This window comes from Pseudomonas sp. SG-MS2, assembly GCF_009933855.1.
Classification (GTDB): Bacteria; Pseudomonadota; Gammaproteobacteria; order Pseudomonadales; family Pseudomonadaceae; genus Aquipseudomonas; species Aquipseudomonas putida_E.
In genome coordinates this window covers 39666-55823 of the sequence record NZ_MOMO01000062.1, presented here as the reverse complement: position 1 = coordinate 55823, position 16158 = coordinate 39666, and the positions used below count along the sequence as shown (strand labels likewise).

The window sequence follows — 16158 nt, the reverse complement described above, 5'->3', positions numbered from 1 at the left end:
TCGAACCTCCGACCGCTCGGTTCGTAGCCGAGTACTCTATCCAGCTGAGCTATGAGTCCGTGTCTTGCCGCGCATTATAGGTCGCTGAAACATTTTTGCAAGAACTTTTTCGTTTAACTTCAACGACTTAGCGTTCTTACCGATTACAGCGCCCTAAGCGAATAATGGCGGTGAAGGGGGGATTCGAACCCCCGATACCCTTATGAGGTATACTCCCTTAGCAGGGGAGCGCCTTCGGCCACTCGGCCACCTCACCGCAACACGAGGCGAATATTAAACAGGCTCTTCCTCGTTTGCAACCCTTTTTTTGAAAAAAACTTCAAAAAAATTAAAGGCTTGGCTCCTCATCCTTCTCTTTCTTGATCCGCAGGTAGATTTCCTCGCGGTGAACAGCCACTTCCTTGGGGGCGCTAACGCCGATACGCACCTGGTTTCCTTTGACGCCGAGCACCGTCACGGTGATCTCGCCATCTCCAATGATCAGGCTCTCGGCGCACCGACGAGTCAGAATCAACATAGCTTTCTCCTTACGCAAGACATTCAGGGATAACAGTCTGGGAAAAACCGGGCCTGGTCGTGGACGACGACACAGGGGCCCATAGCGCGTCACGCTGGCAGGACAGGGCCTGCGTGACGAGCAGAAACGCGAAGGGCGCGGCAAGCCGCGCCCCTCAAGGCAACGCCTTACTCGCCCTGTCGGGCCGGAGCGTCAAGCTCGAACGCGGTATGCAGCGCGCGAACGGCCAGCTCCAGGTACTTCTCTTCGATGACTACCGACACCTTGATCTCGGAAGTGGAGATCATCTGGATGTTGATGCTCTCCTTGGCCAAGGATTCGAACATGCGGCTGGCAACACCTGCGTGGGAGCGCATGCCAACACCGACGATCGATACCTTGGCGATCTTGGTATCGCCGATCACTTCGCGGGCACCGATTTCACGTGCGGTGTTCTCCAGCACGCTGTGAGCCTTCTCGTACTCGTTGCGGTGCACGGTGAAGGTGAAGTCGGTGGTGTTATCGTGCGAGACGTTCTGCACGATCATGTCCACTTCGATGTTCGAGGCGCTGATCGGGCCGAGGATCTTGAAAGCGACGCCCGGAGTGTCCGGCACGCCGCGAATGGTCAGCTTGGCTTCATCACGGTTGAAGGCGATACCGGAAATGATCGGCTGTTCCATGGATTCCTCTTCATCAATGGTAATGAGGGTACCTGGACCCTCCTTGAAGCTGTGCAGCACGCGCAGCGGAACGTTGTACTTGCCGGCGAACTCCACCGAGCGGATCTGCAGCACCTTGGACCCGAGGCTGGCCATTTCCAGCATCTCTTCGAAGGTGATCTTCTCCAGGCGGCGCGCCTGCGGCACGACGCGCGGGTCAGTGGTGTAGACGCCATCGACGTCGGTGTAGATCTGGCACTCGTCAGCCTTGAGCGCGGCCGCCAGGGCCACGCCAGTGGTATCGGAGCCGCCGCGGCCCAGGGTAGTGATGCTGCCGTGCTCGTCGACCCCCTGGAAACCGGCTACAACCACCACACGCCCTTCCTTGAGGTCGGCGCGAATCTTCTGGTCGTCGATCTGCAGGATGCGTGCTTTGTTGTGCGCGCTGTCGGTGAGGATGCGCACCTGGTTGCCGGTGTAGGACACCGCCGGCACGCCACGCTTGATCAAGGCCATGGCCAGCAGGGCAATGGTGACCTGCTCGCCGGTGGACACGATCACGTCCAGCTCACGCGGAACCGGCTGATCGGTGATCTGCTTGGCCAGGTCGATCAGGCGATTGGTTTCGCCACTCATGGCCGACAGCACAACAACCAGGTCGTCGCCCGCTTCACGGTGTTTCTTGACCTTGTCGGCAACCTGCTCGATCCGCTCGATGGAACCGACAGAGGTGCCGCCAAATTTCTGTACGATCAACGCCATTTCAATGGTGCCTCAGCCCATACAGGGCCTCAAAAAAACCATCCAACATGGAGGGGCCGGTGACTAGACCACCGGCCCCTCCATCTCAAAGTCCCTGCTCTGCGAACGGCACGGCCAGCGCCAGGGCCTGGTCCAGCGCAGCGACGTCGACGCCACCGCCCTGAGCCATGTCCGGACGGCCACCGCCCTTGCCACCCACTGCCGCAGCGGCTTGTTTCATCAGGTCACCAGCCTTGAGTTGGCTGGAGAGGTCTTTGGTCACGCCGGCCACCAGCACGACCTTGCCCTCATGCTCGCTGCCCAGCAGGATCACTGCGTGGCCGAGCTTGTTCTTCAGCTGATCGACCAGGGCCAGCAGGGCCTTGCCATCCTGCCCATCCAGGCGGGCGGCGAGGACCTTGGCACCCTTGACCTCAACAGCCGCACTGGAGAGATCATCCCCTGCGGCGCTGGCGGCCTTGGCCTGCAGCTGTTCGAGCTGCTTCTCCAGCTGACGGTTGCGCTCGAGCACAGCCGACAGCTTGTCGATCAGGTTGTCACGGTTGCCCTTGACCAACTGCGCGGCTTCCTTGACCTGCTCTTCGGCAGCGTTCAGGTAAGCCAGCGCGGCAGCGCCGGTAACCGCTTCGATACGGCGCACGCCAGAGGCCACGCCACCTTCGCTGATGATCTTGAACAGGCTGATATCGCCGGTGCGCTTGGCGTGGATCCCGCCGCACAGCTCGACGGAGAAATCGCCACCCATGCTCAGCACGCGCACGGTATCGCCGTATTTCTCGCCAAACAGGGCCATCGCGCCTTTGCGCTTGGCGGTTTCGATATCAGTGACTTCAGTTTCCACCGGGGTGTTCTTGCGCACTTCACGGTTGACGATGTCTTCCAGAGCCTTGATCTGCGCAGGCGTCACCGCCTCGAAGTGGCTGAAGTCGAAACGCAGACGCTGGCTGTCGACCAGCGAGCCCTTCTGCTGCACGTGCTCGCCCAACACCTGACGCAGCGCTTCGTGCAGCAGGTGAGTGGCCGAGTGGTTCAGCGAGGTGGCGTGCTGCACTTCGGCATCGACCTTGGCTTGGACCGGAGAACCGATCACCAGCGCGCCGCTGGCGACCACGCCATGGTGCAGGAAAGCGCCGCCGGTCTTGGTGGTGTCTTGCACGTCAAAGCGTACGGCGCCCGACTGCAGGTAGCCGGTGTCACCAACCTGGCCACCGGACTCGGCATAGAACGGGGTGCGGTCCAGCACCACGACGCCCTGCTCGCCCTCGCCCAACTGGTCGACCGACTGGCCGTCCTTGTACAGCGCAATGACCTTGCCCTGACCTTCGGTGGCGTTGTAGCCGACGAAATCGGTAGCGGTGTCGACCTTGACCAGACTGTTGTAATCCATGCCGAAGGCGCTGGCGGAACGGGCGCGCTCACGCTGGGCATCCATTTCACGCTCGAAGCCCGCTTCATCGATGGTCAGCTCGCGCTCTCGGGCGATGTCGGCGGTCAGGTCCATCGGGAAGCCGTAGGTGTCGTACAGCTTGAACACCACGTCACCCGGCACTACGTCGCCCTTGAGCTGGGCCAGGTCCTGCTCGAGGATGCGCAGGCCCTGCTCGAGGGTCTTGGCGAACTGTTCTTCTTCGGCCTTGAGCACGCGCTCGATGTGCGCTTGCTGGCTCTTGAGCTCCGGGAACGCCTCGCCCATCTCGGCAGCCAGGGCGGCGACGATCTGGTAGAAGAAGCTGCCCTTGGCGCCCAGCTTGTTACCGTGACGGCAGGCACGACGAATGATGCGGCGCAGCACGTAGCCACGGCCTTCGTTGGACGGCAGCACGCCGTCTGCGATCAGGAAGCCGCAAGAGCGGATGTGGTCTGCCACGACTTTCAGCGAAGCCTGACCGTCGTTGCTGCAGCCGATGGCCTTGGCCGCAGCGCTCAGCAGGTTCTGGAACAGGTCGATCTCGTAGTTCGAGTGCACGTGCTGCATGACCGCACTGATGCGCTCCAGGCCCATGCCGGTATCCACCGACGGCGCTGGCAGCGGGTGCAGCACGCCATCGGCAGTGCGGTTGAACTGCATGAAGACGTTGTTCCAGATCTCGATGTAGCGGTCGCCGTCTTCTTCAGGGGAACCGGGTGGGCCGCCCCAGATATCGGCACCGTGGTCGTAGAAGATCTCGGTGCAAGGCCCGCACGGGCCGGTATCGCCCATGGTCCAGAAGTTGTCGGAGGCGTAAGGGGCGCCTTTGTTGTCACCGATACGCACCATGCGCTCGGCCGGCACGCCGACTTCCTTGGTCCAGATGTCGTAGGCTTCGTCGTCGCTGGCGTAGACGGTGACCCAGAGCTTTTCCTTGGGCAGGTTCAGCCACTTGTCGGAAGTCAGGAAGGTCCAGGCGAAAGTGATCGCATCGCGCTTGAAATAGTCGCCGAAGCTGAAGTTGCCCAGCATCTCGAAGAAGGTATGGTGACGCGCGGTGTAACCGACGTTTTCCAGGTCGTTATGCTTGCCGCCGGCGCGCACGCACTTCTGGCTGCTGACCGCACGGGTGTAGGCGCGCTTCTCGGCACCGAGGAAGCAGTCCTTGAACTGGTTCATGCCTGCGTTGGTGAACAGCAGGGTCGGGTCGTTGTTCGGGATCAGCGAACTGGAGGCGACTCGGGTATGGCCCTGCTCTTCGAAGAAGCGAAGGAAGGCTTCACGGATTTCTGCGCTTTTCATAGGTTCTTCCACGGAAACGGCGGCCCTGGTGGGCAAACGCGTCGACGAAACGACGGCAAAGGGCCGCATTATATCGGTCCTGCAATCTCGGTGCAGTGTGTTTATGCGATGCAAAGCGTCGATTGGACGGCTTTTAAGGCTCATGCAAACGAAAATGACATGACCGGATGCTAAATGCAGGCTTTTGCCGCTGGCAAGCCAATTACCGCTCAAGGGAAGGGAAAATGGAACAGGCGGTGAATTAAATGGTTTTCATGGGCAGCATTCAGCGACGACTGGCCGTTGTAGAAGCGCCCTTGCGCGACAATAGGCCGCTCCTGCAAGGCAATGCGCAATCTCAGCCCAGGCGCTGCCCCGAGTCCGGGACGATGAGAATGCCGGCGCGCAGCCCGTTCTTGACCTTGGGATTGGGAAAGATGATCCGCGCCCCCTCCTCCTCCACCACCCAGCGCATTTCGGCCAGGTCCTCGGCCAGCAGATAACCTTTGCTCAGCTCGGAGAAGTTCTCGATATCCACCGGCAGGTGCAGGCGGAAGCCCTCACTGTGCTTGATGATCTCGCGTGCAACACTGAACAGTTTAAGACCATCAAGCGAATCTTCAGCCTCAGGCTCATTGCCTTCGATGATCTGGATCAGGCGCTCCTCCAGCTTGTCGAGGTTGACCTGCTCGTTCTGCCCGAACGGCCGTGCCTTGCCAAGCTCCAGGGTGAATGCCTCTGCATCGAGCTGCTCATAGGTGAAAGCACTGAAGGTGATCGATGACTTGCTCTGCAGCAGCACCGCCTCCATGCCGGCAGCAGCCAGGCGAGCCAGCTCGCGACGAGAATGCTTGCGCCCCTCTTTGTAGGGGTAAAGGGCAAACTGCTCGATCTTGGAGCCACGAATGGCGGTATGCAGGTCGTAATGCAGGCGGGTACGCTCGGGCTTGCTGAAGAACACCCGGGCGAACTGCTCAAGTTCCGCGGCACGCAATGCCTCGAAACCACTGGAAAGCTCGTGACGACCATTGAACAGGCGGTTGATGTCCTGCTCGATGAAGCGCTCGCCCTTGCGGATGGCCGCAGGGTTGCCGAACAGGAACATCACACGCGAACGCGGCTTGATCTTGCCATTGGCCACGCCATGCAGCAGCCGTTCGAGCAATTCGATCGGCGCCGTTTCATTGCCATGGATACCGGCCGACAGCAGCAGGTCCAACCCGCAATCGTCGCCCTCGGGCGGACGCACCTCAAGGGCGCCCTCCCCCAGCCAGCGTAAACGCACGCCCTTGGGTGTGACTTGGGTCTTCTCGGCCGGCTCATGATCGGTCAGGGTCAGCTCAAGCAATTTGCCAAGGGCGAGCATAGGCGCTTCCTTAGTGGTCGTGGCCGCAGCCGGGGCCATGGACGTGGTCATCGTCTTCACCGACTTCTGCCGGTTCCATCTCCAGCTGCAGGCTGACCAGGTTGGTAGCCATCGGGCGCAGCAGCAGGTTGGCGTACTCGGTGTCGTTCTCATCGACGTCGACACCGATCAGCAATTGGCCACGGCCGTCTTGCTGAATCCACACTTCCTTGCCCTGCCAGACAACGGCAAAGCGGGTGCAGGAGGTTTCCAGCTGGGTGCCGTCTACATCTTCAAGGATCAGGCGCAGGGCGTCGGTCATTACAAAATCTCTCTTCAAGGTTGGCGTTGGAACGGATAGACCGAGCCCAACTTCAGAATCTGGGTCAACTCATCCAGCGCCGTACGGCATTCGACCAGCAACTGCGGGTCGGCAAGGTCCGCTTCGCCCAGGCGGTCGCGGTAGTGCTTGTCGACCCACTGCAACAGTGTGTCGTACAGCGGGGCGGTCATGATAACGCCTGGATTGACCGCCGCCAGTTCCGATTCCTTCAAAGCCACGCGCAAGCGCAGGCATGCCGGGCCGCCGCCGTTCTGCATGCTTTGCTTGAGGTCGAACACCTTGACCTCCTTCACCGCGCCACCCTGGCTGGTCAGTTGCTGCAGGTACGCCCAGACGCGCTCATTGTTGCGGCACTCCTCTGGCACCACCAGCAGCATCGAGCCGTCGTCGCGGCTGAGCAGCTGGCTGTTGAACAGGTAGGAACGCACCGCATCCTCTACCGCCACCGCTGCCCGTGGCACACGGATGGCCTGGAAGTTGCCACCCTTGCTGGCCAGTTTAGCCTGCAGCTGGCCAAGCACCGCGTCAGTCTCAAGGAAAGCATCTTCGTGGTAGAACAGCACCTCGCCATTGCCCACCGAAATCACATCGTTGTGGAATACACCCTGATCGATCACTGACGGATTCTGTTGAGCGTAGACCACACCGTCATCGCTCAGACCGTGAAGCCGTGCTACGGCCTGTGAAGCTTCCAGGGTCTGGCGCGCCGGATACTTCTGCGGCGCGGGATAGCGGCCGTCGAACGCGCTGCGACCGTAGACGAAAAACTCAACGCCCGGCTCGCCGTAGCTGCGGCAGAAGCGCGTATGGTTGGCCGCGCCCTCGTCGCCGAACTGCGCCACGGCAGGCAGCGCCGGGTGATGGGCAAAGTGCTGCTCATTGCTGAACATGGCGGCCAGCACACGGCTGGTGGTCGGATGCTCGATGCTGCGGTGGTACTTGCAGTTGAGGTTGGCCGCGGTGAAATGCACGCGGCCATCAGCGGTGTCGGCGCTGGGGCTGACGGTGGCCGCGTTGGCCACCCACATGCTCGATGCCGAACAACTGGCGACCAGCAGCGGCATGGCCTCTTTGGCCGCGCGCTGGATGACTTCGGCATCGCTGCCGCTGAAGCCCAGGCGACGTAACGCCGCTACGTCGGGGCGCTCCTGCGGCGCCAGCACACCCTGCTTGAAGCCCATGTCGGCCAGCGCTTTCATCTTTGCCAGGCCTTGGCGCGCCGCTTCACGCGGGTTCGAGGCCTGCTGGCTGTTGCTCTGCGAGGCCACGTTACCGTAGGACAGGCCGCCGTAATTGTGGGTAGGCCCCACCAGGCCATCAAAATTCACTTCATAGGATTTCATCGGCTAGGCTCCGTGACCTGTTGTTATAGGGTGACGCCCGGCGTCAGGGTCGCCGGCAGGGCAAGGCTGGCAGTCTCCAGCGAAGCCACGGGGTAAGCGCAGTAATCGGCGGCGTAATAGGCGCTGGCGCGATGGTTGCCACTGGCGCCTACCCCCCCGAACGGCGCGCTGCTGGCGGCACCGGTCAGTTGCTTGTTCCAGTTGACGATGCCGGCGCGGCTGCGCAGCCAGAAGTACTGGTAGCGGGCACGGGAGTCTGACAACAGCCCGGCGGCCAGGCCGTACTGGGTGTTGTTGGCCTCGTCGATGGCGGCATCGAAGTCGGTGTAACGAATCACCTGCAGCAGCGGGCCGAAAAACTCTTCGTCGGGCCGGTCGGCCACGGCGGTGACATCGATGATGCCCGGGGTCAGCAGTGCGGCATCGGCCTGGGGCTGGGTCATCTCTAGCAACTGGGTAGCGCCCTTGGCGAGCAGCTCAGCCTGCGCCGCGACCAGCGCCCGCGCAGCCTGCAGCGAAATCACCGAACCCATGAAGGGTGCCGGCTGCTGATCAAAAGCGCCGACCGTGATGCCTTTGCACACCTCGACCAACCGCGTGACCAGCGCATCGCCCCAGGCGCCCTGCGGCACCAGCAGGCGGCGAGCACAGGTGCAGCGCTGCCCAGCGGAGATGAACGCCGACTGGATGATCGTGTATACCGCCGCGTCGAAGTCCTTGACCTCATCCACCACCAACGGGTTGTTGCCGCCCATTTCCAGGGCGAGGATCTTGTCCGGACGGCCGGCGAACTGCTGGTGAAGCAGGTTGCCGGTACGGCTGGAGCCAGTGAAGAACAAGCCATCGATACCTGGGTTGGCAGCCAGCGCCACGCCCGTTTCACGTGCGCCCTGCACCAGGTTGAGCACGCCGGCAGGCAGGCCCGCGGCGATCCAGCAATTGACTGTCAGTTCGGCGACCTTGGGGGTCAGCTCGCTGGGCTTGAACACCACACAGTTACCGGCCAGCAGCGCCGGGACAATGTGGCCATTGGGCAAGTGGCCGGGGAAATTGTAGGGGCCGAACACCGCCACCACTCCGTGGGGCTTGTGCCGCAGTACGGCGGTAGCATCGGCCAGCGGGCCGCTTTTCTCACCCGTGCGCTCGCGGTAGCTCTGTATCGAGATCGCGACTTTGTTGACCATGCTGGTGACTTCGGTAGCCGACTCCCACAGCGGCTTGCCGGTTTCCTCGCCAATACAGTAGGCCAGTGCCTCGGAATGCTGCTTGAGCTGTTCGGCGAACTTTTCCAGCACGTCGATGCGCGCCTCCAGGCTCAGTTGCGCCCAGGCCGGAAAAGCCTGACGCGCGGCCTGCACGGCAGCGTCGACCTGGCCGGCATCGGCGCCCTGCCCTTGCCAGACAACGGCTTGCGTGACCGGGTTGAGCGACTGCAGGGCTTCACCCTGGCCGGCCTGCCAGCTGCCGGCGATGTAATGCGTGGTCATTTACTGGGCCTCCCGGCTTGCCGACAGCGGCACGGCGCGAACGTTGTCGCCAGCGCCCATGCGCAGGCGCTTGGCGGTTTGCGGGTCGACCACCAGGGTGCCCGCAGCCAGACGTGCGGGCGCGGCAGTGATACGGCAGTCATCGCGCTTGCGGTTATGGATGATGTAAGGGGTTGCGTCATCGCCAGGCGTACCGACGGCCAGCACCAGGGTCTGGCTCTCGCGTACGGCACGGATCTTCGAGGTTTCGCACTCGATGGCCGGGCCTGCGTCGAAGATGTCGACATACCCCTGGTAGCTGAAGCCTTCCTGCTTGAGCATGGCCAGGGCAGGCTCGGTATCGGTGTGCACACGGCCGATGACGCTGCGCGCAGCCTCCGACAGGAAGCAGGTGTACAACGGGAACTTGGGCATCAGCTCGGCAATGAACGACTTGTTGCCCACACCAGTGAGGTAGTCGGCCTGGCTGAACTCCATCTTGAAAAAGTGCCGCCCAAGGCTCTCCCAGAAGGGCGAACGGCCCTGCTCGTCAGACATGCCACGCATTTCGGCGATGATCTTGTTGCCGAACAGCTCCGGGAACTCGGCGATGAACAGCATGCGCGCCCGCGACAGCAAGCGGCCATTGAGCCCGGAGCGGTGGTCGCTACGCAGGAACAACGAGCACAGTTCGGAGTTGCCGGTCAGGTCGTTGGCCAGGAACAGGGTGGGGATTTCGCGATAGATGTTCAGCTCCTGCGAGGCGCTGACGGTCAGGCCCACCCGGTAGTTGTACCAGGGCTCGCGCAGGCCGACGGCCCCGGCGATGGCACTGATGCCGACCACCAGACCTTCGTCGTTCTCCAGCACGAACAGGTAGTCGGTGTCACCGCGCTCGGCTTCACCACGGAAGCTCTTCTCGGCCCAGCCGACACGATGCCCGAGGCGCTCCTCGTTGGCCGGCAAGGTGGTCAGCCCGGTGGTACCGGTGCTGCGTGCCAATTCGATCAGCGCAGGTAAATCGCTGCTGCGTACAGGACGAACGATCATGCTATCTCCTTGTGCGGCAACTGTAGCTACCGCAAAACTCTCTGTTCCCAGACCTCAGACCGCGACCAGGCGCACGCTGGCGCCCTCGCCCACACCCAGCGCCTCGGCAGCCTCTGCACTGAGGCTGACCGGCTTGCCCGGCACCCAGTCCAGTTCGACCAGCACCGCGCGGTAATCCTGCAGTTGGCCGTTGCACACCAGGTACGGGCGCCCGCCCTTGACCGGCCCTTCCTCGAGCTTGACCGGCACCACCCTGCTCTGGGCGATCGAGCGGATGCCCGAGGCACGCGCATGCAAGGTCGGGCCGCCATCGAAGATGTCGATATAGTGCTCGGTCTCGAAGCCCTCACGCATGAGGATGTCGAAAGTGATCTGCGCGCGCGGATGCACCTGGCCCATGGCTTCCTGGGCAGCGTCCGGCAGCAGGGGCACATAGATCGGGTAGTGCGGCATCAGTTCGGCGAGGAAGGTACGGCTTTTCAGGCCGCACAGACGCTCGGCGTGGGCATAGTTGAGGTCGAAGAAGTTGCGCCCGATGGCATCCCAGAACGGCGACTCGCCTTGCTCGTCGCTGTAACCGACGATTTCGGTGACCACCGAGTCGGCAAAGCGCTCCGGGTGCGAGGCCATGAACAGCAAGCGGCCACGCGAATTCAGCTCGGCCCAGCCACTGTTCACCAGTTCAGGCAGGACATAGAAGCTGGTCAGCAGGCTGTTGCCAGTGAGGTCATGGCACAGCGACAAGACGTGGATCTTGTTGTGGATCTTCAGTTCGCGGGAGGCATGCACGAAGGTTTCGTTGCGAAAGCTGTAGAACGGCTCGGAGTAGCCCGCCGAGGCGACGATTGCCGAGCAACCGGCCAGCTTGCCGGTGACACTGTCCTCGAGCACGAAGAAGTAGCTTTCTTCGCCATTGAAACTGACTTCGGCAGCGAACGACGTTTCCGAGGCGGCGATCTTGTCGCCCAGACGGGCAGCGTCGTCCGGCAGCGAAGTGACACCAACGGGGCTGTCGGCAGCCATGCGCTGCACTTCGTTCAGATCAGCCATTTGCGCGGGGCGCATCACCAGCATGGTGTCACTCCTTTGGAAAAACTGGCCGCTTTCGCGGCACGGAAAAACGGCGGGCGCGTGTTGAGTCTGCAAGCACGCGCCCGCACTGGAATTCTGCTATCACCGGCCCGCTCGGGGCCGGCGAAAGGACCGCCGGCGAATCAGGCCTGGGTCAGTTTGGCCACAGCCCGCTCGAAGCGGTCCAGGCCTTCATCGATATCGGCATCTTCGATCACCAGGCTCGGCGCGAAGCGCACCACGTCCGGGCCGGCCTGCAGTACCATCACGCCTTCCTTCTCGGCGGCATTGAGGATGTCCTTGGCCTTGCCCTGCCAGGCTTCGGTCAGCACGCAGCCGATCAACAGGCCGACACCACGCACCTGAGAGAACAGGCCGGCCTGCTGGCCGATCTTCTCCAGACGCACCTTGAAGCGCTCGTGCTTGGCTTTGATACCGGCCAGGGTTTCTGGGGTGTTGATCACATCCAGCACCGCGCAGGCAACGGCACAACCCAACGGGTTACCGCCATAGGTAGTGCCGTGGGTGCCGACCGCCAGATGCTTGGCAAGCTCACTGGTGGTGAGCATGGCGCCGATCGGGAAACCACCACCCAGGCTCTTGGCGCTGGTCAGGATGTCCGGCGTCACGCCGTAGTGCTGATAGGCGTACAGCGAGCCGGTACGGCCCACACCGGTCTGCACTTCATCGAAGATCAGCAGGGCGTTGTGTTCGTCACACAGCTTGCGGGCGCCCTCCAGGTACGCCTTGTCGGCCGGGACCACACCGCTCTCGCCCTGGATCGGCTCGATCACCACGGCGCAGGTCTTGTCGGAAATCTGTGCCTTCAGCGCTTCCAGGTCGTTGTAGGGCACATGGCTGATGCCGGTGATCTTCGGGCCGAAACCGTCCGAGTACTTCGGCTGGCCGCCGACACTGACGGTGAACAGGGTGCGACCGTGGAAGCTGTTCACGGCGGAGATGATTTCGTGCTTGTCGGGACCGAAGCGGTCATGGGCCACACGACGGGCCAGCTTGAAGGCGGCCTCGTTGGACTCAGCGCCGGAGTTGCAGAAAAAAGCACGGTCGGCAAAGGTGGCATCGACCAGTTTATGTGCCAGGCGCAGTGCCGGTTCGTTGGTGAAGACGTTGGAAACGTGCCAGAGGGTATTGGCCTGGTCGGTCAGGGCCTTGACCAGTGCCGGGTGGCAGTGGCCCAGGGCGTTTACCGCAATGCCACCGGCAAAGTCGATGAGCTCGCGACCCGACTGGTCCCATACGCGGGAACCCTCGCCTCGCACAGGAATGAAGGCCGCCGGAGAATAGTTGGGGACCATGACCTGGTCGAAATCGGCACGTTGCACCGGGGCTTGCTCAACGGACATCTGAGTCTCCTGAAGAGGAACGCTGGCCTGGAAGTGGCGAGCGATGGGGGGATTGTAAGGACTGATCTGCGCCTGTCCTTGCGGCCAAGCGACAACTTGTTACAGCGCAAAACCCAGTTTTACCCAGGCTTTCGGCAATGCGACAAACACTGTCGCAATCGCGCAGTGTAACGGCAGAGCGAGACTGGGTGAACGGGTGTTCACATAAGAAGACATGCCGGCTGTACCGGCGGCAACCCGATCAGTATGAGAGCCGGCCTGCCGGCGATGGAAGCGCATTGCGCAGGGAAGCTTTCAGCCCTTTTCGGCAGGCGCCGAACTCAATTCGAAGGGGCTGCTGTTACGCCGCTGGTTGCGGTCTTCCCGTGGCGTGGCGCCAAAGAAATTGCGGTAGGCGCTGGAGAAATGCGGGCCGGAGGAGAAACCACAGGAAAGGCCGATCTGGATGATCGATTTGCTGGTCTGCATCAGCATCTGCCGCGCCTTGTTCAGCCGCAACTCCAGGTAATACTGGCTGGGCACCCGATTGAGGTACTGCTTGAAGATGCGCTCCAGTTGCCTGCGCGATACGCATACATGCTGAGCGATTTCGTCGGTGGTCAGCGGCTCTTCGATGTTGGCTTCCATCAACAGCACCGCCTGGGTCAGCTTCGGATGGCTGGAGCCGAGGCGGTTCTGCAGCGGAATGCGCTGGCGCTCCCCACCCTCACGGATGCGCTCGACCACCAGCTCCTCGGAAACCGCACCAGCCAGCTCAGCCCCGTGATCACGCGCCAGCAATGCCAGCAGCAAGTCGGTCACCGCCATACCGCCGCAAGCGGTCAGGCGATCACGATCCCAATCGAACAGATGGCTGGTGGCGATGACCTTGGGGAAGCGCTCGGCAAAATCGTCTTGCCAGCGCCAATGCACCGCTGCGCGGTAACCATCGAGCAGGCCGAGCATGGCCAACGGATACACCCCCGCAGACAGCCCGCCAATGATGCAGCCGCTACGGGCCAATTGCTTGAGTGCCGAGGACAGCGCCGGCCCCAGCGCCTGGGGCAACTCGTCAGCGAGCAGGAACAGTTTGTGACAACCCTCCAGGCGCCCGTTCCAGGGCTCGCCCGGCAGGCGCCAGGCACCTTCCTGCGCAGGCTCGGCCTGCAGAAAGGCCAGCTCGTAGACCACGTCAGGATGTACCCGCTGGGCCACCAGCAATACTTCCTCCGCCAGCGCCAACGTCAAGGGCTTGGTGCTTGGCCAGATGAGAAAACCGATTCGCTGGGTGGTCATAGGGTAAGGTCCGAAACCTGAAGTCGTTCGAGTCTGTGGCGCCAGGGCAGACTGCGCACTGCTGCGCAGCATGCCCTATTCTGGTGCGAAGGTGCAGCCTTTACTTCAGGCTGCCAGAGAGAAACTGCTTGAGCCGCTCCGATTGCGGGTTAGCCAGCACTTCGCGCGGGCAGCCGGTCTCTTCGACCAGGCCTTTGTGCAGGAACACCAACTGGTTGGACACCTCGCGAGCAAAGCCCATCTCGTGGGTCACCACCACCATGGTCCGGCCTTCCTGGGCCAGGGCCTGCATGACCTTTAGCACATCGCCGACCAGTTCGGGGTCGAGCGCCGAAGTCGGCTCGTCGAACAGCATCACTTCAGGCTCCATCGCCAACGCTCGGGCAATCGCCACACGCTGCTGCTCACCGCCGGACATATGCCCCGGGAAAGCATCCTTGCGATGGGCGACGCCCACCTTGGCCAGGTAGTGCTCGGCTTTTTCCAGGGCTTCTTTCCTGTTCACGCCAAGCACGTGCACCGGCGCCTCGATGACGTTTTCCAGCGCGGTCATGTGCGACCACAGGTTGAAGTGCTGGAACACCATCGACAGCCGCGAGCGCATGCGCTGCAACTGGCGCGGGTCGGCAGCCTTGAGCGCGCCGTCCTTGCCGGCGACCAGCTTCAGCTCTTCGTTGTTGAGCAGTATCTTGCCGGCGTGCGGCTGCTCGAGCAGGTTGATGCAGCGCAGGAAGGTCGACTTGCCCGAACCGCTGGAGCCGATAATGCTGATCACATCGCCTGCCTTGGCCGCCAGGGACACACCCTTGAGCACTTCATGGCTGCCGTAGCGCTTGTGCAGGTCTTGGACTTCTAGTTTGTACATGCTGTCGGTTCTCACAGAGCGTTCAGTGCTTGCGCGGCGCCAGGTAGCCGAGCCAGCGGCGTTCGGCCATCTTGAACAGGCGCACCAGGATGAAGGTCAGGCACAGATAGAACACGCCCGCCGTGATGTAGGCCTCGAAAGGCAGGTAGTACTGGGCATTGACCGTACGTGCGGCACCGGTGATGTCGATCAGGGTCACGATCGACGCCAGGCTGGTGGTCTGCAGCATCATGATCACTTCGTTGCTGTACTGCGGCAACGCCCGGCGCAGGGCCGACGGCAGCAGGATGCGACGGTACATCTTCATGCGGGACATACCCATGGCCTTGGCCGCCTCGATCTCGCCGTGCGGGGTAGCCTTGAGGCTGCCGGCGATGATTTCGGCGGTGTAGGCACTGGTGTTGACGGCAAATGCCAGGCACGCACAAAACGTGGCGCTCGATAGCAATGGCCAGAAGATACTTTCGCGCACCGCCTCGAACTGAGCCAGGCCGTAGTAGATCAGGAACAGCTGCACCAGCATCGGCGTGCCGCGGATCACATAGGTGTAGAGCCAGGCCGTGAGGTTGACCACCGGCTGCTTGGACACCCGCATCAAGCCCAGCGGTACAGCCGCCAGCAGGCCGAAGACCAGCGATATCGCCAGCAGCTTGAGGGTGGTCAGCAGGCCGCCAAGGTACAGCGGCATGGCCTCCCAGATGACGTTGTAATCGAAAATCATAGCTCAGCCACCTTGACGCCCACCGAGTAGCGCTTCTCGAGATACTTCAGTGCCAGCAGCGAGACACTGGTCAGCACCAGGTACAACGCCGCCACCGCCAGGAAGAAGGTGAAGGGTTCGCGGGTGGCGTCTGCCGCCTGCTTGGCCTTGAACATCATGTCCTGCAGGCCGACCACCGAAATCAGTGCCGTCGCCTTGGTCAGTACCAACCAGTTGTTGGTGAAGCCCGGGATCGCCAGGCGGATCATCTGCGGCACCTGAATGCGGAAGAATACCTGCCGGTTGCTCATGCCATAGGCCGCGCCGGCTTCGGCTTGGCCCTTGGGAATACCCAGGAACGCACCTCGGAAGGTTTCTGACAGGTAGGCGCCAAAGATGAAGCCCAGGGTACCGATGCCTGCGACCAGCGGGTTCAGGTCGATGTAGTCGTCATAGCCCACCAGCGGCCCCAAACGGTTGATGATGTCCTGCCCGCCGTAGAAGATCAGCAGGATCAGCACCAGGTCCGGAATACCCCGGATCACCGTGGAATACATATCGCCCAACCAGGCCAGCCAGCGCACCGGCGACAAGCGCAGCGCCACGCCAATCAGGCCGAGCACAATGGCCAGGGCCATCGACGACAGGGCGAGCTGCAGCGTCAGCCACGCCCCGTCGAGGATGACTGCCCCGTAGCCTTTCAACATGATGAGGTCCTCGACCTAAA

At 62.2% G+C, this 16158-nt stretch carries 14 protein-coding genes and 1 tRNA gene; all 15 read right to left on the bottom strand.

Annotation, left to right across the window (positions count from 1 at the left end):
* Positions 1 to 165 precede the first annotated feature (165 nt).
* The 15 genes from BLX42_RS04675 to BLX42_RS04605 all read right to left on the bottom strand — a co-directional run bounded on the left by BLX42_RS04675 (position 166) and on the right by BLX42_RS04605 (position 16138).
* A tRNA-Ser gene (locus tag BLX42_RS04675) sits at positions 166 to 256 on the bottom strand.
* Between the two features lie 72 nt (positions 257 to 328).
* Entirely contained in the window at positions 329 to 517 is a 189-nt protein-coding gene (gene csrA, locus BLX42_RS04670; protein ID WP_003254503.1) for a carbon storage regulator CsrA, read from the bottom strand.
* A 167-nt stretch (positions 518 to 684) separates the two neighbouring features.
* Entirely contained in the window at positions 685 to 1920 is a 1236-nt protein-coding gene (locus BLX42_RS04665) for an aspartate kinase (RefSeq protein WP_039603358.1), read from the bottom strand.
* An 85-nt stretch (positions 1921 to 2005) separates the two neighbouring features.
* Entirely contained in the window at positions 2006 to 4630 is a 2625-nt protein-coding gene (alaS, locus tag BLX42_RS04660) for an alanine--tRNA ligase (RefSeq protein WP_147405221.1), read from the bottom strand.
* Positions 4631 to 4967: 337 nt separating this feature from the next.
* Positions 4968 to 5975: a succinylglutamate desuccinylase gene (gene astE, locus BLX42_RS04655; RefSeq protein ID WP_046785389.1), complete on the bottom strand. Its 1008-nt coding sequence runs from the start codon at positions 5973 to 5975 to the stop codon at positions 4968 to 4970.
* Between the two features lie 10 nt (positions 5976 to 5985).
* Positions 5986 to 6276 carry a topoisomerase II gene (locus tag BLX42_RS04650; RefSeq protein WP_161871244.1) on the bottom strand — a complete coding sequence of 97 codons (291 nt, stop codon included), beginning with the start codon at positions 6274 to 6276 and terminating at the stop codon, positions 5986 to 5988.
* A 14-nt stretch (positions 6277 to 6290) separates the two neighbouring features.
* On the bottom strand, positions 6291 to 7640 hold the full coding sequence (gene astB, locus BLX42_RS04645; protein ID WP_119687579.1) for an N-succinylarginine dihydrolase: 1350 nt from the start codon (positions 7638 to 7640) through the stop codon (positions 6291 to 6293).
* Positions 7641 to 7663: 23 nt separating this feature from the next.
* On the bottom strand, positions 7664 to 9127 hold the full coding sequence (gene astD, locus BLX42_RS04640; RefSeq protein ID WP_161871243.1) for a succinylglutamate-semialdehyde dehydrogenase: 1464 nt from the start codon (positions 9125 to 9127) through the stop codon (positions 7664 to 7666).
* Positions 9128 to 10156, bottom strand: coding sequence for an arginine N-succinyltransferase (gene astA, locus BLX42_RS04635; RefSeq protein WP_012315596.1), 1029 nt, complete (start codon positions 10154 to 10156; stop codon positions 9128 to 9130).
* Positions 10157 to 10210: 54 nt separating this feature from the next.
* The gene (gene aruF / locus BLX42_RS04630; RefSeq protein ID WP_046785392.1) at positions 10211 to 11230 is read right to left on the bottom strand and encodes an arginine/ornithine succinyltransferase subunit alpha; all 1020 of its coding nucleotides are present in this window, start codon (positions 11228 to 11230) and stop codon (positions 10211 to 10213) included.
* A 140-nt stretch (positions 11231 to 11370) separates the two neighbouring features.
* Positions 11371 to 12591: an aspartate aminotransferase family protein gene (locus BLX42_RS04625; RefSeq protein ID WP_119687581.1), complete on the bottom strand. Its 1221-nt coding sequence runs from the start codon at positions 12589 to 12591 to the stop codon at positions 11371 to 11373.
* 294 nt (positions 12592 to 12885) lie between these two features.
* The gene (argR, locus tag BLX42_RS04620) at positions 12886 to 13866 is read right to left on the bottom strand and encodes a transcriptional regulator ArgR (protein WP_046785394.1); all 981 of its coding nucleotides are present in this window, start codon (positions 13864 to 13866) and stop codon (positions 12886 to 12888) included.
* A gap of 100 nt (positions 13867 to 13966) precedes the next feature.
* Entirely contained in the window at positions 13967 to 14731 is a 765-nt protein-coding gene (locus BLX42_RS04615; protein ID WP_046785395.1) for an ABC transporter ATP-binding protein, read from the bottom strand.
* Positions 14732 to 14753: 22 nt separating this feature from the next.
* Positions 14754 to 15452 (bottom strand): ABC transporter permease, encoded by a 699-nt coding sequence (locus BLX42_RS04610; RefSeq protein WP_046785396.1) that lies wholly within the window; start codon positions 15450 to 15452, stop codon positions 14754 to 14756.
* Positions 15449 to 16138, bottom strand: a complete 690-nt coding sequence (locus BLX42_RS04605) for an ABC transporter permease (protein ID WP_012315602.1) — start codon at positions 16136 to 16138, stop codon at positions 15449 to 15451. Before BLX42_RS04605 ends, BLX42_RS04610 begins: the two co-directional genes overlap by 4 nt.
* Positions 16139 to 16158 lie beyond the last annotated feature (20 nt).